We start from the raw sequence: 21,184 nt of genomic DNA, 5'->3' as shown, positions 1-21,184 counted from the left end.
ACTTATCGCGGCAAACCTCGCGAGCGCGCCAGCGACGCAGCAAGCGCAGCACCGCCGCATTCCGCAGCGTCCGGGAACACGGCGTGCTAATACCTCATGACGTGACATGTATGGACCAAGCGGGGGACTCATGAGCAAAATAGACAAAAGCGACGCATATCCGTACGCATCGGGCGGATGGGGGTCGCTCAAGGCCGTCGCGACGATCCTGCTGCAGGAAAAAGCGCCCCTGACGGATAGCCGCGTCCTGATGCGTCAGAACAAGCCCGACGGCTTCATGTGTGTCAGCTGTTCGTGGGCCAAGCCGGCCGATCCGCATACATTCGAGTTCTGCGAAAGCGGCGCGAAAGCGACGGCGTGGGATCTCACGGTAAAACGTGTGACACCCGATTTCTTCCACGCCCACACAGTCAGCGAACTCGCGAAGTGGCACGACCGCGATCTCGAGGAAGCGGGGCGTTTGACCGAGCCGATGCGCTACGACCCGGCCACCGACCGCTACGTGCCCGTAGCGTGGCAGGAAGCGTTCGATGCAATCGGCGCCGAGCTGCGCACGCTGGACCCGTCCAGCGTGGTGTTCTACACCTCGGGCCGAGCGTCGCTCGAAACCTCGTACATGCTGCAGCTGTTCGCGCGCATGTACGGCACCAACAATCTGCCCGACAGTTCGAACATGTGCCACGAGAGCACCGCCGTCGGACTCAAGGAGGCGATCGGCGTGGGCGTCGGCACGATCTCGCTCGACGACTTCGAGAAGACCGACCTGATGTTCTTCTTCGGCCAGAACGTCGGCACGAATAGCCCGCGCATGCTGCATCAGTTGCAGGACGCGCGCAAACGCGGTGTGCCGATCATCACGTTCAATCCGTTGCGGGAGCCGGGCCTGCTGCATTTCGCGAACCCGCAATCGCCGGTCGACATGCTCACGCCCTCCGACACGCAGATCAGTACGCAATACCACCAGGTGAAGACAGGCGGCGACACTGCCGCGATTCTCGGCATTTGTAAGCTCGTCATTGAAGCGGATGATCGTGCGGTGAGCACGGGCAGCGCGCGAGTGGTCGACGTCGCTTTCATTCGCGAGCATACGAACGGCTACGAGGAATTCGCGCAGTACGTTCGCGACGCGAGCTGGGATGACATCGAGTGCGTGAGCGGCTTGCCGCGCGAGGCGCTCCAGGCCGCCGCCGATGATTACATGAAGGCGAACGCGGTGATCATCCACTATGGCATGGGCATCACGCAGCACCGCATGGGCGTGCAGAACGTGCGCATGCTGTGCAACCTACTGATGCTGCGCGGCAATGTTGGCAAGCCGGGCGCGGGTCCGTCGCCCGTGCGCGGACATTCGAACGTGCAGGGTCAGCGTACGGTCGGCATCACCGAAAAGCCGGAACTCGCGCCGCTCGATCAGCTGGCCAAACAGTTTTCGTTCGAGCCGCCGCGCGAAAAAGGCATGAACATCGTCGAGTCTTTCGAGGCGATGCTCGACGGCAAGGTCAACGCGATGATCAACCTGGGCGGGAACCTGGTGCGCTCGGTACCCGACCGCGTGCGCACCGAGCCGGCGTGGGCCGCGCTCGGGCTGACGGTCAACGTGACGACCAGGCTCAATCGTAGCCATCTGGTGCACGGTTCGCGCTCATATATGCTGCCGTGCCTGAGTCGCATCGAGATCGACCGGCAGGCGGGCGGCGCGCAGGCGGTGTCGATGGAAGACAGCACTGCGCACTTTCACGGCTCGCATGGCGTGGCCGAGCCGGCCGCGCCGACGATACGCTCGGAGCCGTTCATCGTCGCGGGCATCGCGAAGGCGACGCTCGGCGAACGCTCGACCGTCGACTGGGACGCGTGGCGCGACGATTATTCGCGTGTGCGCATCGAGATGGCGAAGACGTGGCCGGAGATGTTCGAAGACTTCGAGGCGCGCATGTGGACACCCGGTGGCGTGATACGGCCGCTGCCCGCGCGCGAGCGCAAGTGGAAAACGAAGAGTGGCAAGGCCGAGTTCATGGTGCCCACGTCGATTGGCGAAGATCCCGACATGCCCCAGCGCGAGCCCGATTCGCTGCGGCTCATGACCTTGCGCAGCGATAGCCAGTTCAACACGACGATTTATAGCCTCGACGACCGCTTCAGAGGGATCAAAGGCACGCGCATGGTGATCCTGATGAATCACGCCGACATGGAGAAGCGCGGGCTCGTGCAGGGGGATCGCATTGGCCTCGAAACGATCGCGGACGACAGCGTCGAGCGCCGCGTCTACGGGCTGAGCGTCGTGCCGTTCGACGTGCCGCAGGGATGCATCGGCGGCTACTATCCGGAATGCAATCCGCTGCTCCCGCTGTGGCATTACGCGAAGGAGAGCAAGGTGCCGGGCGCGAAGTCGATTCCGGTGCGCATCTTGGCGAGCCCACGGTGAGGAGTGCGTGCAGGGTGGCTACGAATGGACCGGCAGCACGATCTTTGCCGGCCACTCAATCACACCAGTATGGCGCGTGAAGCGCATGACGGGCGTGTGCCCGCTTCCATGATCGTCGTGGCGAGCGCCGCCGGATCTCAGGGCGTGTGTTGGTAACGTATGCGTTACGTACGGAGCCGCGGGCAGATGAGCAACGGACGGGGTAGTTCGCGACCGCGCGACGCTCATCGGGCAGTGGCGAATCCAATAACCTCGAGATGCCCGCTAGATTGCCTAATCGGCCAAAGTTATCTTCGTAAGATGATCGCACGTCGGATGCGCACAAACCGATGGAGTCCGGATATATCTGGTTTCGCATGACCCGACACCGCTCGTGGAAGGCAGCCCTTATTACGCACGCGCGAAAAATCGCGCGCGGGACCGAGGCGCGGGCCTCAAATGGGTTGGCGAACTTGGCGCGTGTGCGTTCGAAGCAGATGCGGCCGGCCCTTTGTGGCCGATTTTTCCGATCGTGCTTCACGATATCCGGAGGGCCGCCGCGCGAACGATACGTCTCTTTGCTCGCCGCACTTCGCGCGGCGTGGCAAGATTCAATCCGCCATTTGCGATCAGTGCATCCGTCGGAGATAGCACATCCATGCCATCCGGCACGTTGTCGCAATCGATCGCACGCGCTGCGCTGCTGTCCGCGGCGGCGGGCTATGTCGAGATCATCGGCTACCTCGATTTCAGCGGGCTGTACCCGGGCATCATGACCGGCAATACCGTGCAGTTCGGCTACGCGGCGATCTCGCGCAACTGGACGCTGGGCGGGTCGTTCGGCCTGGTGCTGGGGTTGTTCTTTGCCGGGTATCCATGTGGCGCGATCGCGCGGCGTCTGATCCCCACGCCGCGTCATATGCTGCTCGCGATTGTGGCGGCCGATCTGTTGCGGCAAGACGCGGCGCTGTCTCTGCGGGGCGAACTGCCATTGCTCGCACTCGCGATGGCCATGCAGGGCGAGACGTTTGCGAGCATCGGCGGCCAGTCGATCCAGATCATCGTCGTCACCATCAATATCATCAAATGTGCGGACGCACTGATCGCCATGGCGGGCGCAATCATGTGGCGCACCGGCGACGCGATGATCTCACTGCGCACGGCCGCTCTTTCGGGCGGCGCGTGGCTCGGTTATAGCGGCGGCGTGATGGCGGGGGCGCTCGCGCGCAGGGACGCGCCGCATCCGTTGCTGATCGCGGCGCTGATCTTCGTCGACATCGCGGTTACCGGCGCGACGCGCGCGTGACGCGTGCCTCACATGGGCGTTGGAAATCCTCCCGGAATTGTCGTAGCAGTTCGGGCCCCTGCGTGACGGGTGAGTCAGATGGAAGACATGAGCGGGCCGAAATGCCTCAATGTTCGACAGAAGCTCATCTGTCGCCATCTGGCTCAGCAAGTTTTGGTGAGCATCGGTTCATGTTTCGCCCGCGATCCAGTCACGGCCGGCGCCTCGTGACGCCACAGTTGCGCATCTCGGCGACACCGGGCCGTCTGTACTGGCTGCACGACGGGTTTGACAACCCGCTCGCGGCAGCCACGCTAAGATTGCTTAGTGGGCATATGGGTTGCTCAGCAAGGTCGCCTACCATTGCATCCAACCGTATGACCGAGGAGATAGACATGGAAGCGACAAAACAGGACAAAGGCGAAGCAGCATCCACTGCATCCGATGCACTGGCCTTTCTCGAGGCGGAGCATCGCGCAGTCGAAAGACTCTTTACGGCTTTCGAAAAGACGGAGGACGTTGAAGCGAAAGCTGCAATTGCGCAGCGCGCTTGCGAAGAGCTATCCATCCATACGATGCTCGAAGAGGAACTGCTGTATCCCGCCGCGCAGGAAGCATTGCCAGACAGCGACAGGGTCGACGTTGAAGAGGCGTATATCGAGCATTTCCTCGTCAAGACCCTGATTGCGAAGTTTGAAACGTTGAGGGCGGGCGACAGGGGCTTCGACGCGACCTTCAAAGTGATGAGCGAGATGGTAGACCATCATGTCGAGGAAGAGGAGCAGGAACTCTTTCCGGAACTGCGCAAGTCAAAGTGCAACCTTCGGGAACTCGGCGAAAAAATGGCGAAGCGCAAAGCCGAACTGCAGCTCAAGCTCGACGCGGTGGGTAGCAGATCGGGAGGCGACAAGACCATGACGCTGTAGGTCGGGCGGCGATTGAAGATTGCGCGGCGCGTGCGGTCGGGCGCACGAAATTCGTGCGCAGTCCGCTATATGCGATAGCCTATATGGCCTGAGCGATTACCTTGCGGGTCGTGCCGGCCAGCAGCGCGGTAATCCCCGAGCGGCCCACTACTCTGAGTGTCCTGTGAGGCCCGAGGGCGATTACGCCGATGCATAAAGCCAGCAGCAGCGTGACGCGAGGTGCGGCCGCCAGCGAAGTGATCAGACCGGCTGCGGGGGGCGTGGTTTGTCGGCGCAAGACCGGGACCGAGGGTGGCGCAGAGTGGTTCGCTAGGAGTAACGCTGCTCGCGATGCCGCCATCCGGGTCAGGATCTCGGTCTCTGCTCTGTTATCGTCAGATCGGTGGCTCATTTGAGGGCCTCCCTCAAGGTGTCGAGGTCGCTCCGGAGTTCGCGTTGCAGAACATGAAGCGATTGCCCGGGTTTCTGCGAGCGAACGATCAGCAGGGAGACGATGGAAACAACGAGCCACATCGCGGCCACGCCCCAAACCACCGGAAGAAAATAGGATGTCCCCCATGCCGTTGCAATCCCCGCAATGCACACAAACGACAGTGTGAAAAGGCCAGCTGCCGCCAAAGCGACGAGCGCGCTTAATTCACGAACCAGCCTTTTCCTCGTCTCTTCGAGTTCGACGCCAACCAGCTCACCGTAATCGGCGGCCCGTTCGACACAGAATCCGCCGACGTTTCGCCACTGGGTGACTCTTAAACGTATCGACATTTCGCTACTCCTCAGGAGCTGGCTGGTGTTGAAAGACGCGGGCCAGCGAGGTGCTTGTCATCTGCGTTCTTCGCGCTCGTTCGCGGGCAAGACCAAATCGCCTTACCTCCAATCTCTCCAGTCGTGCCGTATGTCGTTGGGTCGGGAGCGAGTTGCCGCGTGTAACGCGCCGAGGACGAAACCCACGCCTGCGGCAATCGCCAGCGCCGCGAATGGACGCTCTACGGTAGATTCGCGAACGACATCCGCAAAATCGGCATAGAGTTGCTGCGCTTTACCGCTCAGCTCCTTCGCCGTGCCGCTCACTTGCGCACCGACATCGCCCAGCAGATCACCGGCGGCTTGCTGTACGTTGCCGGCCATCTCCCGTAACGGTCCTTCTTCTTTCGTCGTTTCCATTGTCTGCTCCTCAGGTGAATGCGATCAGGCTGTACCGGAGAATGTGCCTCCGCGAAAGTCGAGCCTCGCGGTTCTGCCAATGTTGGCTCGGCCAGCGGGACACCGTGCCGATTGATGCGCAAAAGCCGGGCCCGCTTCCGCAAGTCATTAAGACACTGACGAAACGCCTGCGTGCTTCGCCTTTGGTTCACGGCGCAATTTCGCCACACCTGACGCAAGCGGAGGACCACCCCCCGATTGGTTTGGTTGAGGTACAAAGAACTCCTAATGAATTGCGAGCGTTTTGAGGGATGCTATCCCCCTCCGGCAGAGCGGCCGTTGAAGTTGCAGTCTGGAAGATCGAAAAAAAACGATTGAATGTGACCGGGGCGCCTCACGTTCTCAAGGAATGAGCATGAACCAGAACATCGCCAGCATCGCAGTTCCCATCGCGATCGTTGCGGCCCAGCCGGTGATGCGCAGGCGCGCCGGAATGACGAAGCGGCCCATGATTTTCGGATTGACCGCCATGAACATGATGAGTCCCATGATTGGGACGGACACCACTCCGTTGATCACGGCGCTCCAGTAAAGCGCCTTGATAGGATCGATTCTTGTAAAACCGATCGCAAGACCAACCGCGGTAGATAGTGCGATGATGCCGTAGAAACGTTTCGCTAGTTGGGGTTTCAGCGCGAGGCTGTTTCTCCAGTTGAAGGCGCCCGCCATCGCATAGGCTGCGGAACCCGCAAGCACAGGCAACGCGAGCAGCCCGGTGCCGATGATGCCAAGACTGAACAGGGTGAAGGCGAACTTGCCCGCGATCGGTTTGAGTGCGGCAGCGGCCTGCGCAGATGTCTGGATGTCGGTCACGCCGTGCGCATTCAGGGTGGCGGCTGTCGTGAGGATAATGAAAAAAGCCACGACATTCGAGAATCCCATTCCGATCCACGTGTCCATCCGGATGCGGCTCAGATTGGCGCGACCCTGTCTGGGGGCATGTTTGAGTGCGCGCTGACCCGTCTCGGCCCGCATCTCTTCGACCTCCTGCGATGCCTGCCAGAAGAACAGATATGGACTGATGGTAGTCCCGAAAATGGCGACGACCGTCGTGATGTACGCGCTTTTCCATGACAGATGCGGAATAAAGGTGCGAACCAGCACGGTCTGCCACGGGATTTGCACGACAAACACCGTGGCCACATACGCAAACAGCGCGAGCGTCAGCCACTTGAGTACGCGCACATAGCTGCGATAGGGAATGAAGAGCTGCAGCAGCACGGAAACCAGCGCAAATGCAACGGTATAAACATGCACTGGACCGCCGACCACCAGGTTGACCGCTGCGCCCATCGCCGTGAGGTCGGCCGCGATGTTGATCGTATTGGCAACGAGAAGCAGGACGACGCAACCGTACAGCAGCCACGCAGGATAGTGACGCCTGATGTTGGTCGCGAGGCCGTGGCCGCTCACACGTCCGAGCCGCGCGCTGACGATCTGGATCGCCACCATCAGCGGATAGGTGAGGATGATCGTCCACAGCATGTTGAAGCCGAACTGCGCGCCAGCCTGCGAATAGGTCGCGATGCCGCTGGGGTCGTCATCGGCGGCGCCGGTAACCAGGCCGGGGCCGAGCTTTTCCAGCCACGACTGCACTTCGGGGTCCGGCTTGTCGGACGGGTTGATGTCAATGTCCATTCTGGGTGCCCCGTAGAAAGAGGGTGCCGCGTGAAGCGCGTAGGGCGAATGTTTCCCGACGAGGCTTTTCGCGGGAGCGGCTGCCTGGCGTTGTCGCGGGCCTCGGTGTTCAATCACCGGACGTCCGACGCGTCAGCGGCCGGCGTCGAGCGGTGTCTGTGGCGGCCGCAGGACTTCGTCCGTCCCCTGCAGCTCGCGGCGTCCGACGACATCATCCGGACCCAAACTTCGGCCGCACGCGGGGCAACCGGGCTTCATGTCCGCGAACAGTCCGTCCGCTCCTTCATACGTCCCGGCGTGGGTCAACTGGCGCAGCCACGCCTGATGCTCGCCGTCTGACGAACTGCGCGTGTCGGTGCTTTCGATCAGGGCTCCGCGATGTCCGCACGGACATTCGACGTAAGTGAAAAGGCGCGTTTTCATGGTGGTCTCCTCCCGGCTTACCGTGAACGCGCATGAATCGGGCCACGCACAGGGAGCGGTCCTTACGGCGTTGGCCTTCCCATGACTTGTGCCGCTTTTCAAAAGCGTTCTATGGGGTGTCCGTCTAACCGGAGTCAGAGCGTCTCCACGGCCGGTTCTGTCGGCGGCGCTTAATACTGGGAGGATGTCCGCGTTTCGACGTTCAACGGCGGCCATGACCGATGTGGTTCGGGAAGGGGCAACTTCAATGCAACCGGTCGCGGCGATAGGGGACAACCTTTCAAAAAGCCCGTCGCTGGCGAGCGTGAACGTTCACGCTCGCCGCTGGCATAACAGCGAGCCGGTGACTATGCTTTGATGCAGGATCAGAAATTTCGAGACTGCAATGGCGACGGCAAGTGTGGGTCGATATGTGGTTGTGACGGAGGAGCGGTACGAACAGCATGCCTGGCGATCGGAATGCTTCGTTGGCATCGGCAACCCAGACCGCGCGAATGCACTGTTCCGGGAGGGCGATTGCGGCCCGCCATTCGACTCGCCCGAGGAAGCCGCGAGGTCGGCCCTGCAACGTGGAGTGGAATTTGCCCGAACGCTGCGCGATCCCACCGTTACCGGACTACTTACCTTGCACTCCTAGCTCAGGCCGCGGGTTTAAGCACGACCTTCGTCCAGCCGTCGTCCCGTTCGTCGAAGTGCTTGTATCCATCAGGGGCGCTCGCGAGCGGCAATTCGTGAGAGATGATCTGGGACGGTTTCGCCTTGCCCGCCGCGATCAGATCGCGCAGCTTGCGGTTGTAAGCTTTGACGTTTGCCTGACCGGTCGCAATGTGCTGTCCTTTCATCCACAACTGCCCGAAGTCGAGCGCAAGTTGGCCTTTCTTCTGCAATGGATCTTCGGCTTGGGGATCTTCAGCGACGAACACGCCGACCACGCCGATCCCGCCTGTGGGACGCACCGCCTTGATCAGGTTGTTCATCGTCAGGTTCGGCACTTCGTGGCCTTTGCAACTGCACTGGTAGCCGACGCATTCGCAACCGCGATCAGCGCCTTCCCCGCCGGTCATCTCGAGAATCCTGTCAACCGACGATCCGTCGCTGTCGTCGATGGGGATCGCGCCGATCTTCTCCGCGAGTTTCAGCCGGTCCGGATGACTGTCCACCACCATGATCTTGCTGGCTCCCTTGATCGATGCTGAAAGCGCGGCCATCAAACCCACCGGGCCTGCGCCGTAGATGACGACGCTATCGCCGGGTTCGACGCCGGCAAGAACGGTTGCGTGATAACCGGTCGGAAAGATATCGGACAGCATTACGTAGTCGTTTTCCTTTTCTTCGGCATCGGGCGGCAGAACGAGGCAATTGAAGTCGCCGAAAGGCACGCGCAGATATTCCGCCTGGCCGCCGCTATACGGCCCCATACCGGCAAATCCATACGCTGCGCCTGCAACGCCGGGATTCGTCGTCAAACAGAACCCGGTAAGACCCCGCTCGCAGTTCTTGCAAAAACCGCATCCGATATTGAACGGCATGCACACCCGATCGCCTGCCTTGATACGCTCGACAGCATTGCCGACTTCGACGACGACACCGAGATTCTCGTGCCCGAGAATGCGGCCCGATTCCATATTCGTGCGGCCTTCGTACATATGCAGGTCTGAGCCGCAAATGTTGGTGGTCGTGATCTTCACGAGCACATCCGTAGGTCGCTCGATTTTCGCATCCGGCATTTCCTTCACGACAACCTTGCGTGGACCTTCATAAACCAGTGCTTTCATGCTGAACTCCTCGAGAATAGGGCGGATCGTCGGTTGACTACCGTGTTCGAGCTCGAGCAGCACGCATGCCTGGTGATCGCGAACAGCGAGCGGCGAAGACGCCATCAGAGAGGAACGTCGCTTGCGCGGCATGGCGGCAGACGTGTGCCTGGCTAAGTAGATCGAGCCTCACATGTCGCCCTGAACCGATGCACAACATGCACACGGATCTCCAGCGCTCTCAGGAAAATGTTGCGGGATAGAGATTGGCGCTGCCGTCGAGATTACCTGTCTGCGCGTAGATCAGCGGCTCGCCTGCGGGACTGACAATCGTTCCATCCAGTACGCACCCAACGACCAGCCTGTGATCTCCCGCATCGAAGTCATTGACGACCCGGCAGTCGAAATGCGCAAGCGCATCGAGCAGAAGGGGCGCCCCTGTCATACCCGGCTGCCAGCGCGTCGATGCAAGTTTGTCGACAGTACGGCCGGACTGTGTTCCGAAGTGCCGCGCGAGATCCTGTTGCTCCGCCCGCAATACGCTGATGGCAAATCCCCGTCCGTCATGGAGAAGCTTGTAGGACTCGTGCGTCGGGCTAATACCGATTGCGATCAGCAATGGAGAGAACGAAACCTGCATGACCGCACTTGCCGTGAAGGCGTCCCGGCGATCGCCGTCTGATACGCCAATCACGTACACGCCTGCCGTCAGGTGCCTGAAAAGATCGGCGATGCTGTTCATGGCTCCTCCTTTCTGTCGTGATGGGGTGAATGCGCCAGTAGTCAGTTTGGCGCAGGAATCTGGAGAGTTCAGGGCGCACTGTTCAGACTGGCGGGCAAGGCGTGCCGTCGTGTCGCGAGTCAGCCCAGCATGATCGCTGTATTGATCAGCGCGACATGGGACAGCGTTTGCGGGAAATTGCCACATTGGCGCTTTGCCCGGATGTCGTATTGTTCCGCGAGAAGCCCCACGTCATTGCGCAACCTGAGCACCCGTTCAAACAGCGTGCGCGCGTCATCGTGGCGACCTTGCATGTGCCGGACCTGCGCGAGCCACAAACTGCATGCGAGAAACGCGCCTTCGTCGGGCTCGTGCTGAGCCTTCCCGGATGCGTCGCTTCGATAGCGAAACACGAGTCCATCCGCCATCAGTTCGCGCTCGATGGCGCTCACTGTTGCCTGTATTCGCGAGTCCTGCGCGGGAAGAAAGCCGAACAAGGGCAAAAGCAGCAGGCTCGCGTCGAGCTGCTCGCTGCCGTAGGATTGTGTGAATGCGTTCACGTGCTGATTGAAGCCGTGCGCCAGCACGTCGTTGCGTATCGTAGCTGCAAGCTGTCGCCATCTGGCAATGGGCGCCCGGTGATGAAACTCTTCTGTGCAGCGAATCGCACGGTCTACCGCGACCCATGCCATGACCTTCGACAACGTGAAGTGCCGCTGCGCGCCGCGAAACTCCCACAAGCCGTTATCGACGGCGCGCCAGATGGCCGTGACCTGATCGATCAGGTTGCGTTCGAGCAACCATGCGTCCTCGTCGGGCGCCAAGCCATGCTGCCTCGCGACATATAGCGCATTCATCACTTCGCCGTAAATGTCGTGTTGCGACTGGTTCACGGCCGCATTGCCGAAACGTACCGGGCGCGACTCCTGATACCCGCGCAGCGCTGGACATTCCCACTCGACGATGTGGCGCGCGCCATCTGTGGTGTACATGATCTGGGTCTGCGCCGGATGCCCCGCGATGGCACGCACCAGCCAGTCCCGCCACGCCTGCGCTTCTTCGCTGACACCGCTTGCGGCGAGTGCCAGCATCGTGAAGCTCGCGTCGCGCAGCCAGCAATAGCGGTAATCCCAGTTCCGGTCGCCGCCTACGCGTTCCGGCAACGAGCTGGTTGGAGCCGCAACGATACCGCCGGTCTGGTGGTTCATCAGTCCTTTGAGTGTGACGAGTGATCGTGTTACCGCATTGTTATAGCGCCCGCCTATAGAGTGAGCTGCAGTCCATTGCAGCAGAAGTCGAGCGCTCCCTTAAGCGACTCCGAGGCGTGCAACCGTTGCGGTGGAGGTTCGTGAGACCGGGTGCAGGTCAGTACGAAATCGCAAACCTCGCCGGCCGCGAGTTCGAACGAGCTGTATACGCGCGCATCGCGAATGGACGATGCCTGCTTCGTGTCGAACCAGATCGTCCATGGTCCGTTTACTGCGGCGATCCTGTCGTCCAAGGGGCGCAGCCAGGGCAGCGCCTGTCCGTAGTTGAAACGTACCGCCAACTCGCTCGTGATTCGCACCCGGCCCGACACGCACCGCACGCGCCGGCAAATGCGCGGCGGCGCCGCGGCCCATTCCATCCAGTCGGTCAGTTCGAGCGTGCCATTGACGGTTTCTAGTATCGTCTCAAGGACCAGCGACGCGTCGAGGTAGCGACGGCGCGCGGCCACGACGCCATCATCGGGCGCGATCCGCCAGAAACCGTTGTTCGGCTCGCCGATCAGCGCGGCAAAGCAGGGGCTCGAATCGAACGCGGGCCAGCATAGCCAGTCGATAGAACCATCGATGCCGGCGAGCGCTGCGCTTTGACCGTCGCCGAGCATCGCGTAGTCTTCGAGGCGCAACGCCATGATCAGATCCGGCGGCGCAGCACGCCCACACACAGCGTGGCCAGCGTCGCGATGGCGAGCATCGCGAAACCTCGATGCGTGTCCAGCCAGAGCGCGGGACTGGACGACGACGCCTGCGCGTCGAACCGGCCATGTACGCGATGAAGAGCCGTGACAGGCTCCCACAGGTTCGACGCGCGCCGCGCTCCGCGGGCTACGGTTTCGTCCTGCTGGGCATCGACACCAGTACGGCCGAGATAATGGTCAAGCCAACCCGGTATCCACTGATTGGCCACGATCGCCTTGATCGACGACGCGCCGACCCACACTTCGCGGCGTCTGTGCGTCGCCGCCCAATAGACCGCCCGCGCTGCGACTTCCGGCTGAAAGATCGGCGCGACGGGACGCGGCGCATGCGGCATGCCGTTTTCAGCCCACTCGAACTGAGGCGTGTTCAACGCGGGCATCTGCACCATCGTGACGCGCACACGGCTGTGGCGATGATGCAGCTCACAGCGCAATGCGTCCGTGAAGCCGCGTATCGCGTGCTTGGCGCCGCAATACGCGGATTGCAGCGGAATCGACCGATAGGCGAGGGCGGAACCCACCTGAACGATCACGCCGCGGTCGCGTTCGAGCATGTGTTTCAACGCTGCCATCGTGCCCCAGACGAAACCGTGATACGTGACGTCTGTCACCCGCGCAAAATCCCTGTGCGAAAGCGCATCGACGGGGGCAAACACCGTCACCATCGCATTGTTGACCCAGACGTCGATGGGTCCGAGGCGCGACTCGACGGACGCCGCGGCGGCATCGACGGCTTCGGCGTCGCTCACATCGACCTGGATCGACAGCACGCGTACGCCAGCGGCGCGAACTTCCTGGGCGGTTTGCTGAAGTGCATCGACGTCGCGCGCGAGCAGTGCTACGTCGGCGCCATGTCGTGCGAATTCGAGCGCGGTCGCGCGACCCAGGCCAGCCGTCGCACCGGTGATCACGACCGTTTGCGGTATGTGGCTCTTCTTCATGGCTTATGTCTCCCTGGTGTTCACGCGGCGGCGCGCGAGCATCCGTCTAAAGTTCGCTCCGCGATGCCAGCGCGGCAATCCTGTCCGCCGTGCGACAGGCGATCGCCTGAATGGTCAGCGACGGATTCACGCCGCCTACGGTCGGAAACACCGAACCGTCGCAGATCCATAGGTTCGGAATATCCCAGCTGCGGCAATCCGCATTGACGACGCTCGTATGCGGATCGTCGCCCATGCGGGCTGTGCCGTTCAGATGGCAGGTATCGTCGTGCTGGGCCCAGATCCGTGTCGCGCCGGCCGCTTCGAGCGCCCGCGTCATGAACGCCAGGCTGTGTGAGATCAGCCGCCGGTCGTTGTCGCAATAGCTCCAGCTCACCCGCGCGATCGGCAAGCCGTACTGATCCTTCTCATCGGCGAGCGTCACGCGGTTGCGTTCCTGCGGCAGCGTTTCACCGACGATCTTGAGCCCGGCCTGATGGTTGTACATCTGCATTTCGTCGAGCAGCGGCTGGCCCCACAGGCCACGTCCCAGTTGTGTCTGCGCCCATACCACCGGCAGTGGCCCCTGGCTCATATACGCGTAGCCGCCGAAGAAGTCCTTGCCCTTGTCTGTGTAGTTCCAGTGTTCAGTGATGGACAGTGACGGCGGCCCCTTATACCAGCGTATCTCGTCCTCCATTGCACCCCACACCGCCTGATTCGACTGCACCATCAGGTTCTTGCCGACGAGACCCGACCTATTGGCGAGACCGTACGGAAACTGCGCATTGGCTGACATCAGCAGCAGACGCGGCGTTTCGATCGCATAGCCCGCGACGACCACATGACGCGCGCGCTGGAATTGCCACTGGCCTTCGCGCAGATACTCGACCCCGGTGGCACGTCCCGCCGGGTTCACGTCGATGCGGCCGACCATCGCGAGGTCGCGAATCTCGGCACCTGCTCTGACGGCACGCGGAATCCACGTGACGAGTGCACTCTGTTTCGCGTTGGTCGCGCAGCCTGACACGCAGAAGCCACGATAGACACACGGATGCGCATTGCCACGCGGCGCCGACACGGTGGCGAGCGGCGTCGGGCTCCACGCGATGCCCAGCGCCTCCGCCCCTTTTGCGAGCACCAGCGCGGCAGCATTCATCTCATGCGCGCGATACGGGTAGCGTGGCCGTTTCGGGCCCCACGGATAGCTGACCGGCCCGGCGATCTTCAACGCGTCTTCGACGTAAGCGTAGTAGTGCCACATTTCCCGCCAGTCGAGCGGCCAGTCCGCGCCGTAGCCGAGCAACGTGCGCGCCTTGAACCATTCTGGCCTGAAGCGCAGCGACACCATCGCGAAGTGCACGGTGCTGCCGCCGACCGCCTTGCCGCTGTTGTTCGCGCCGAGCACGAGCGGATCGTCGCCGTCGACGATCCGCTCGTCGGTCCAGTACAGCTTCGACTGATGCGTTTCGTCCGAGGCGAACTCTTCGAGCGGCCGCCACCATGCGCCCGCATCGAAGGCGACCACCTTGAATCCCTGTTCGGCAAGCCGGCAGGCGAGCGTGCCGCCGCCCGCTCCCGTGCCGACGATCGCGAAGTCGACTTCCTCATGGCGCGGATACTCGTGCATTGGCAGCCAGCCGCCGCGCGTGAAGACGTCCGGTGCGCGGCCATCCTTGCCGCGGGGATGGCGAAGGGCGTCATCGAGCACGCTTTGTCTCCCGAGTCTTCTGTGATCCAGGTTTCTGAGCGGCTTCGTCGTGTGCCGCCTCGACGGCTTCCCACGGGTCGCGACGGTTGAAGTACATGCGCACGTAACCACGCGGATTCGCGGGGCCGCCGAAGCCGATCTCGCTCCACGTCGATGGATGCGAATAGTAGGTCGTGCAGATGTCGTGCAGCACCCGCTCCCTGAAGAACAGGTCGCAACGCATTCCCTGCCACGCGTCGCGAGTCAGCGTTCCGTGCTGCATCGCGTGAATGAGGCTGATGCGCCCACGCTCGTCCAGGTCTGCGAATCCGGCACGATAGTGACGCAGACTTTCGTCGTCGAGCGCGGCGAAACCGATGCGCCAGGCTTGCTGCAACGGTGGCATCTGCGCATTGCGATAGCCATCGCTTCGGCCTTTCGCGATCTTACGGTCCACCAGCGCGGCAAGCGGCACGCACGGCCGGCCTGCCGGTTGTGGGACGATGGCATCGCACAGCGCATGCAGCGTGCGCCATTCAGCGGGATCGCACCATGCGGGCGCGTCGGGAGTGCCGATGCGATCGTCGATAACGGTACGCGTCGCATCGTCCCATGACGGCGTATCGCGTTTGTCGAGAACGTCGTAGTCCGGATAAGCAGGAACAAAATGGCCGCGGTTCACTTTTCGGTCTCCCTCATGCGTAGTGCAGCGAGACCGGCCATCGCTAGCGCGGTGAAACCCGGCGGAGCGGGTAACGGTGGCCCGGCGAGCACGTTTTGCGACCAGTTGCGCCAGCCGCCCTGGCTGCGTGCGACACCGCGCGCATGGAACAGCGAACCCACCAATCCGAGCGTCGCCGTCATGCGTAACCAGACGCGGGTGAACCAGCGCGACTGCGGCGCACTCAGCGCAGCGTGGGTAAGCAGCACCGCCGCGACCGGCGGAACTGTGACGGGCACGTACATCGCACGGTGCTGGAACGCGCCGCGAAAATGAAGCAGCGCGACCTCGGCGACCGTGCCCGCGAGGCCGATGCTCGTCGCGAGCGCAAGCGCTCTCCCCGCTGGCATGCCGAACAGTTGTGGATCTTCGGCAGGCTCGTTGCGCAGCCGTTCGCCGACCGCGCCAAGCGCGCCAGACAACAGCAGTGTCAGTGGTGCGCCCAGTGGCGCGCCGTAAAACAGGTTGTGCCAGCTCCATCCGCCCGGACGTTTGGTGACGTTGTACAGATGGAATGCGGTACCCGCCACGCCGGTCGTTACGGCCGCGAGATAGACCGCATGCCGGACCGAATGGGAGGCCTCGGTTCTGTCCACGCCGCCATGCAGACCCGCGAGCAGCGCGCCGGTCGCGGCGGCGAGCGGCGCGTACATGGCGTTGTTGTCGAACGAGCCTCGATAGTGCTCGACCGCGCTATCGGCCAGTGCGGAAAAAGCGAGCAGTGCCGAGCTGTGGCTGAAGCCGCGCGCGGCCTTGATGTGTTCGTGCTCCGCTGAAGGCATCGTCGGTAGCGCGAAGGGCGCGCGTGCGCGTGGCCATGCGCCTTCGCGGTCCCCGCCACGGTTCCTCGTCGCCGCCAGCGCGGCGGCACCGGAAGCCGCGCACAGCGCGACAAGCATATATAAGGTTGTTTGTTTCATCGTCAGCGGATCGGTTTATCAATGACTTTGTCAGCAAACGGCCGATGGGGCAGTGGGGCCATTTCGCGTTGCGGGTCAACGTTTTCTCATGGCACACCGGTCGCAAAGCGTTTCGCGTCTTCGCGCTTGAAGTCGAGGCCGCAGCCAGAGCGGGACAGGTCCGGCGCGATGCTGCCTTGCATGGCGCGCGGCGCACCGTCGAACAGCATCGACTCGATGCGCACGTGGTCGTGAAACCACTCCTGATGACGCAGGCCAGGCACCGCAGCGGCCACGTGCAGATGCAGCGCGGGCGCGCAATGCGCAGAGAGCGGGATGTGAAAGGCGGACGCCAGTTGCGCGGCTGCGATGAATCCCGTGATGCCACCGCAACGGCTCGCATCGGCCTGCAGCACGTCCACCGCACCTCGTTCGAGCATGCGTCTGAAGTAGTCCGTGGTGTAGCCATATTCGCCCGCGGCGATATCCATCGCGGCAGGCGCACGGCTTCGGATCACGGACAAGCCTGTGAGGTCGTCGGAGCTCACAGGCTCTTCGAACCATTGCACGCCTTCGCTCGCGAACTCTTCGGCGAAGCGTTGCGCGGACGTGATGTCGAACGCGCCGTTCGCATCGACGAAAAGACCCGCGTCCGGACCGATTGCGCTACGCGCGCAACGCACGCGCGACGGATCGCGCGCTGCGTCGCTGCCGATCTTGATCTTGACCCAGCGGCATCCGTCGTTCTGCACCCAGCCGCTCAGCTGCGCGGTCATCTGCGCGTCGGTATACGTGGTGAAGCCACCACTGCCGTACACCGGCACCCGTTCGCGCGACCGACCCAGCAGCTTGACGAGAGGAATGTCGAGGCGTTTGGCGTGCAGATCCCACAACGCGCAGTCCAGCGCTGAAATCGCGGTAGCCGCGATGCCTTCCCGACCGAGATTGCGTACGCGGCGCTGCATCTTTCGCCACAGATACGGGAGCGCGGACGCTTCTTCGCCAAGCAGCACCTCCGCCAGCGTGTTCCGGATCAGCATCGCCACACAAGCATCGCTGTAGGTGTATCCGAGGCCGCGGATTCCGGCCGCCTCGACCTCAGTCACCACGAGCGTCGTCGCGTTCCATTCGAAGGTGCCGTCCGCCTCTGGCGCGTCGGTCGGAATCGTATACGCGTGCGCCGTGATTGCCGTGATCGGAGCAGCGGTGAAACGATCGGACATCGAGTGGGGGACTGCGTCGTTTTGCATGGTCGTCGCGCGTCGGCATGATCGCGAGGTTGATTGGTTATCCGGTTTGTTCTGCTAACGACCGCCGCAGCAAGCGCTATGCCTTACGGCGGGATTTCAGCGAGACGGGGCGCGACTCTTGCTAATTGCTTCTGCATCGCAGGTCATTTCTTTTTGCAGGAGACTCTCATGGCGACGACGGTGGGCGACTTTATCGTGGACAGACTGCATCGCTGGGGCGTGAAGCGGATGTTTGGCTATCCAGGGGACGGCATCAACGGCGTATTCGGCGCGTTGAACCGTGCGGAAGGAAAGATCGAATTCGTGCAGGCGCGGCACGAGGAGATGGCGGCCTTCATGGCGAGCGCGCATGCGAAGTTCACCGGCGAGCTTGGCGTCTGCATCGCGACGTCCGGGCCTGGCGCGTCGCATCTGATTACGGGCCTTTACGACGCGAGGATGGACCACATGCCCGTGCTGGCGATCGTCGGGCAGCAGGCGAGGGCGGCATTGGGTGCGCACTATCAGCAGGAACTCGATCTCGCGGCGATGTTCAAGGACGTGGCAGGCGCGTTCGTTCAGCAGGCCAGTGTGCCCGCGCAGGTGCGCCACCTCGTCGATCGCGCAATACGGATTGCGTTGGCGGAGCGGCGCGTGACGGCACTGATCCTGCCAAACGATCTGCAGGATCTCGAATACGAGCCGCCCGCGCGCAAGCACGGCACGGCGCATTCCGGCATCGGCTATTCGCGGCCGAAGATCGTCCCCATGCAGGAGGACCTGCAACGGGCTGCCGACGTTCTGAATGCGGGACACAAGGTCGCGATGCTGGTGGGCGCGGGCGCATTGCAGGCCACCGACGAAGTGATCGAAGTGGCGAACCGGCTTGGCGCCGGCGTGGCCAAGGCGCTGCTCGGCAAGGCCGCGCTGCCGGACGACCTGCCATGGGTGACGGGGTCCATCGGTCTGCTGGGGACGAAACCCAGCTATGAACTGATGACGTCGTGCGACACGCTGCTGATGATCGGCTCAGGCTTTCCATACTCCGAATTTCTGCCGAAAGAGGGCGACGCGCGAGGCGTGCAGATCGACATCAAGGCGGACATGCTGAGCCTGCGTTATCCGATGGAAGTCAATCTGGTCGGTGACAGCGCGCAGACGTTGCGCGCACTGCTGCCTTTGCTGAAGCAGAAGGAGAGCAACGCGTGGCGAGGCCGCATCGAGCGCTGGACGTCGCGCTGGTGGGAAACGCTCGACGAACGAGCCCACGCGCCCGCGACAAATGGCGTCAACCCTCAGCTTGCGTTCACCGAATTGTCGCCGCGTCTGCCCGATCAGGTCATTCTGACGAGCGATTCGGGCTCGTGCGCCAACTGGTACGCGCGCGACCTGAAAATCCGCCGCGGCATGATGGCGTCGCTATCGGGCGGTCTCGCCTCGATGGGCGCTGCGGTTCCGTATGCGATCGCGGCCAAGTTTGCCTATCCGGGCCGCCCCGTGATCGCGATGGTCGGCGACGGCGCCATGCAGATGAACAATATGGCCGAACTGATCACGGTGGCCAAATACTGGCAGCAGTGGGCCGATCCTCGCTGGATCTGCATGGTGCTGAACAACGAGGACCTGAACCAGGTGACGTGGGAGCAACGGGTGATGGAAGGCGACCCGAAGTTCAACGCTTCGCAGCAGCTTCCGAACGTGCCTTATCACCGGTTCGCGGAATTGGTGGGGCTTACCGGGATCTATGTCGACAAGGCGGAGCAGTTGCCGGACGCGTGGGAGGCTGCGCTGGCCGCGCGGCGGCCCGTCGTGCTCGAGGTGAAAACCGACCCGGAAGTCCCGCCGTTGCCGCCGCATGTGACGCTCGCCCAGGCCAAAGCATTTGCGCGCACGTTGATGGAAGGCGATCCGAAGGAGGGCAGCGTGATTGCAAATACCGCGCGGCAGGTGCTGGGGGCGGTCATTCCCAACGGAAAAGGTTGAACACGCGATGCGGCTCTGCGAGAAGATTTTTGTAAATATCACATTGTGAGTAAAACCTACAGCCGGGCGAGCGTTCACTGAGCGTGCAGACGGAGCGGTCCCCGGAACCAGACGCTGACCGTAAGCGACAGCCACGTCTGGCTGCGACTCAAAGGCAAACACGTTGTGAACCCCACCTTCAACGGAGCCTTCCCGGATCAACCCGTGAGCGCGCGCAATTCTTGCTTCGAGGTGTCTTGCTACGAGAGGACGGAAGCCCGGCTTGCCGACGCGCAAGCAACGCAACCAGGAGCACGCCGATGCAACACAGGCCGCTTGCCGCGGGTCAGGCCGGAAGAGTTATACGCGATCGCGGTACGCTTACTCTTTCCATTGCGCTGCCGGCCGGTTTGAGCATCGTTCACGCCGACTCGCAAGGTGCGCCACTCAATTATTTCCTGCATGCGGCGGGCCCTGCCGCCGGGCCCACGATGCATCTCGGCTGGGCGCTCGCCGCCTTATCGATGGCTGTAATCGTGATCGTCGCGGTGCTGCTAGGCATGGCTATTACGCGACGCCGTCACAGCGAGCACGCCGCGAGCCTCGTGACAGGCGAAAAGGACGAAAAGGGCGCGTTGCGCTGGGTCTATATGGGCACCGCGATCTCGTCGATCTGCCTGATCGCGGCACTTGCGTACACCCTGGTTACGCTCGAATCCGTCGCGGCACCGCCGCGTGCGCCCTCGGTGGTCCTGACCGTCACGGCGTATGACTGGTGGTGGAAGATTGAGTACGGCGATGCAGATGGCGGCCCGGCGTTCGTCACAGCTAACGAGATTCACATTCCGGTCGGCGAGCCGGTGAAAGTCGTGCTCAAGAGCGCCGACGTCATTCACGCGTTCTGGGTACCGCAACTCGCGGGCAAAACGCAGACAATTCCCGGGCAGATCAACGAACAATGGATTCAGGCAGACGCAGCCGGCGTCTATCGCGGGCAATGCTCGCAGTTTTGCGGCGCGCAGCACGCGCATATGGCACTCGAGGTGATCGCGCAGAACCGCGCGGCTTTCGATGCATGGCGCGCCGCGCAAGCGAAGTCCACCACACCGGAAGCCGCTGCAGAAGCCGGCTCAGACAGCGCGGCCATCACGCATGGCGCTCAGGTCTTTGAGTCGCATTGCGCGGGCTGCCACACGGTACGTGGCACCTCGGCCGACGGCACGCAGGCACCCGATCTCACTCATCTCGATTCGCGACGGATGATTGCAGCGGGAGCGCTGACGAACACGCCCGAGCATCAACTCGACTGGATTCGTCACGCACAGCAGATCAAGCCCGATTCGCTGATGCCAGACATCGTGCTGACGACGAACGAGACGGCGGCGCTAACCGCCTATCTCGCGACGCTGCATTGACTCCTCCGATCATGTGACACTCAAGCGACACACCTGC

18 protein-coding genes are annotated in these 21,184 nt (G+C 62.5%); 5 read left to right on the top strand and 13 right to left on the bottom strand.

The window, feature by feature from the left end; all coding sequences use genetic code 11:
- Positions 1-130: 130 nt before the first annotated feature.
- The 3 genes from L0U84_RS10075 (at position 131) to L0U84_RS10065 (ending at position 4,612) form a co-directional block, all read left to right on the top strand.
- Positions 131-2,422, top strand: a complete 2,292-nt coding sequence (locus L0U84_RS10075) for an FdhF/YdeP family oxidoreductase (RefSeq protein ID WP_233849614.1) — start codon at positions 131-133, stop codon at positions 2,420-2,422.
- Positions 2,423-3,059: 637 nt separating this feature from the next.
- Positions 3,060-3,707, top strand: a complete 648-nt coding sequence (locus L0U84_RS10070; RefSeq protein ID WP_233849613.1) for a YoaK family protein — start codon at positions 3,060-3,062, stop codon at positions 3,705-3,707.
- A 374-nt stretch (positions 3,708-4,081) separates the two neighbouring features.
- On the top strand, positions 4,082-4,612 hold the full coding sequence (locus L0U84_RS10065; RefSeq protein WP_233849612.1) for a hemerythrin domain-containing protein: 531 nt from the start codon (positions 4,082-4,084) through the stop codon (positions 4,610-4,612).
- A 387-nt stretch (positions 4,613-4,999) separates the two neighbouring features.
- Here L0U84_RS10065 and L0U84_RS10060 read toward each other — a convergent pair whose 3' ends face one another.
- The 13 genes from L0U84_RS10060 to L0U84_RS10005 form a co-directional block, all read right to left on the bottom strand.
- A complete protein-coding gene (locus tag L0U84_RS10060; RefSeq protein ID WP_233849611.1) occupies positions 5,000-5,374 on the bottom strand; it encodes a phage holin family protein in 375 nt (124 codons plus the stop codon).
- A gap of 102 nt (positions 5,375-5,476) precedes the next feature.
- Complete coding sequence (locus tag L0U84_RS10055) at positions 5,477-5,773, bottom strand: CsbD family protein (protein WP_233849610.1); 297 nt, start codon at positions 5,771-5,773, stop codon at positions 5,477-5,479.
- Between the two features lie 381 nt (positions 5,774-6,154).
- Positions 6,155-7,450 (bottom strand): NRAMP family divalent metal transporter, encoded by a 1,296-nt coding sequence (locus L0U84_RS10050; RefSeq protein WP_233849609.1) that lies wholly within the window; start codon positions 7,448-7,450, stop codon positions 6,155-6,157.
- A gap of 132 nt (positions 7,451-7,582) precedes the next feature.
- Positions 7,583-7,873: a hypothetical protein gene (locus tag L0U84_RS10045; protein WP_233849607.1), complete on the bottom strand. Its 291-nt coding sequence runs from the start codon at positions 7,871-7,873 to the stop codon at positions 7,583-7,585.
- A gap of 638 nt (positions 7,874-8,511) precedes the next feature.
- Positions 8,512-9,648: a glutathione-independent formaldehyde dehydrogenase gene (locus tag L0U84_RS10040; RefSeq protein ID WP_233849605.1), complete on the bottom strand. Its 1,137-nt coding sequence runs from the start codon at positions 9,646-9,648 to the stop codon at positions 8,512-8,514.
- Positions 9,649-9,868: 220 nt separating this feature from the next.
- Positions 9,869-10,369, bottom strand: coding sequence for a flavin reductase family protein (locus L0U84_RS10035; protein ID WP_233849603.1), 501 nt, complete (start codon positions 10,367-10,369; stop codon positions 9,869-9,871).
- A 119-nt stretch (positions 10,370-10,488) separates the two neighbouring features.
- Positions 10,489-11,556 carry a glycoside hydrolase family 15 protein gene (locus tag L0U84_RS44200; RefSeq protein ID WP_442793988.1) on the bottom strand — a complete coding sequence of 356 codons (1,068 nt, stop codon included), beginning with the start codon at positions 11,554-11,556 and terminating at the stop codon, positions 10,489-10,491.
- A gap of 53 nt (positions 11,557-11,609) precedes the next feature.
- Positions 11,610-12,245 carry a trehalase-like domain-containing protein gene (locus tag L0U84_RS44195; protein ID WP_442793987.1) on the bottom strand — a complete coding sequence of 212 codons (636 nt, stop codon included), beginning with the start codon at positions 12,243-12,245 and terminating at the stop codon, positions 11,610-11,612.
- A gap of 2 nt (positions 12,246-12,247) precedes the next feature.
- Positions 12,248-13,252, bottom strand: a complete 1,005-nt coding sequence (locus L0U84_RS10025; RefSeq protein ID WP_233849602.1) for an SDR family oxidoreductase — start codon at positions 13,250-13,252, stop codon at positions 12,248-12,250.
- A gap of 46 nt (positions 13,253-13,298) precedes the next feature.
- Positions 13,299-14,942 carry a GMC family oxidoreductase gene (locus L0U84_RS10020; RefSeq protein ID WP_233849601.1) on the bottom strand — a complete coding sequence of 548 codons (1,644 nt, stop codon included), beginning with the start codon at positions 14,940-14,942 and terminating at the stop codon, positions 13,299-13,301.
- A complete protein-coding gene (locus tag L0U84_RS10015) occupies positions 14,932-15,603 on the bottom strand; it encodes a gluconate 2-dehydrogenase subunit 3 family protein (RefSeq protein ID WP_233849600.1) in 672 nt (223 codons plus the stop codon). Before L0U84_RS10015 ends, L0U84_RS10020 begins: the two co-directional genes overlap by 11 nt.
- Positions 15,600-16,562 carry a hypothetical protein gene (locus tag L0U84_RS10010; protein WP_233849599.1) on the bottom strand — a complete coding sequence of 321 codons (963 nt, stop codon included), beginning with the start codon at positions 16,560-16,562 and terminating at the stop codon, positions 15,600-15,602. The genes L0U84_RS10015 and L0U84_RS10010 overlap by 4 nt, the downstream gene beginning before the upstream one ends.
- A gap of 86 nt (positions 16,563-16,648) precedes the next feature.
- A complete protein-coding gene (locus L0U84_RS10005) occupies positions 16,649-17,764 on the bottom strand; it encodes an enolase C-terminal domain-like protein (protein ID WP_233849598.1) in 1,116 nt (371 codons plus the stop codon).
- A 195-nt stretch (positions 17,765-17,959) separates the two neighbouring features.
- Here L0U84_RS10005 and L0U84_RS10000 point away from each other — a divergent pair, with 195 nt between their 5' ends.
- Both L0U84_RS10000 and coxB read left to right on the top strand, forming a co-directional pair.
- Positions 17,960-19,753 carry a thiamine pyrophosphate-requiring protein gene (locus L0U84_RS10000; protein WP_233849597.1) on the top strand — a complete coding sequence of 598 codons (1,794 nt, stop codon included), beginning with the start codon at positions 17,960-17,962 and terminating at the stop codon, positions 19,751-19,753.
- A 299-nt stretch (positions 19,754-20,052) separates the two neighbouring features.
- Positions 20,053-21,147 carry a cytochrome c oxidase subunit II gene (coxB, locus tag L0U84_RS09995; protein ID WP_233849596.1) on the top strand — a complete coding sequence of 365 codons (1,095 nt, stop codon included), beginning with the start codon at positions 20,053-20,055 and terminating at the stop codon, positions 21,145-21,147.
- Positions 21,148-21,184 lie beyond the last annotated feature (37 nt).

It is taken from the genome of Paraburkholderia sp. HD33-4 (genome assembly GCF_021390635.1).
Taxonomy (GTDB): Bacteria; Pseudomonadota; Gammaproteobacteria; order Burkholderiales; family Burkholderiaceae; genus Paraburkholderia.
This window is presented reverse-complemented; position numbering and strand designations above follow the sequence as displayed.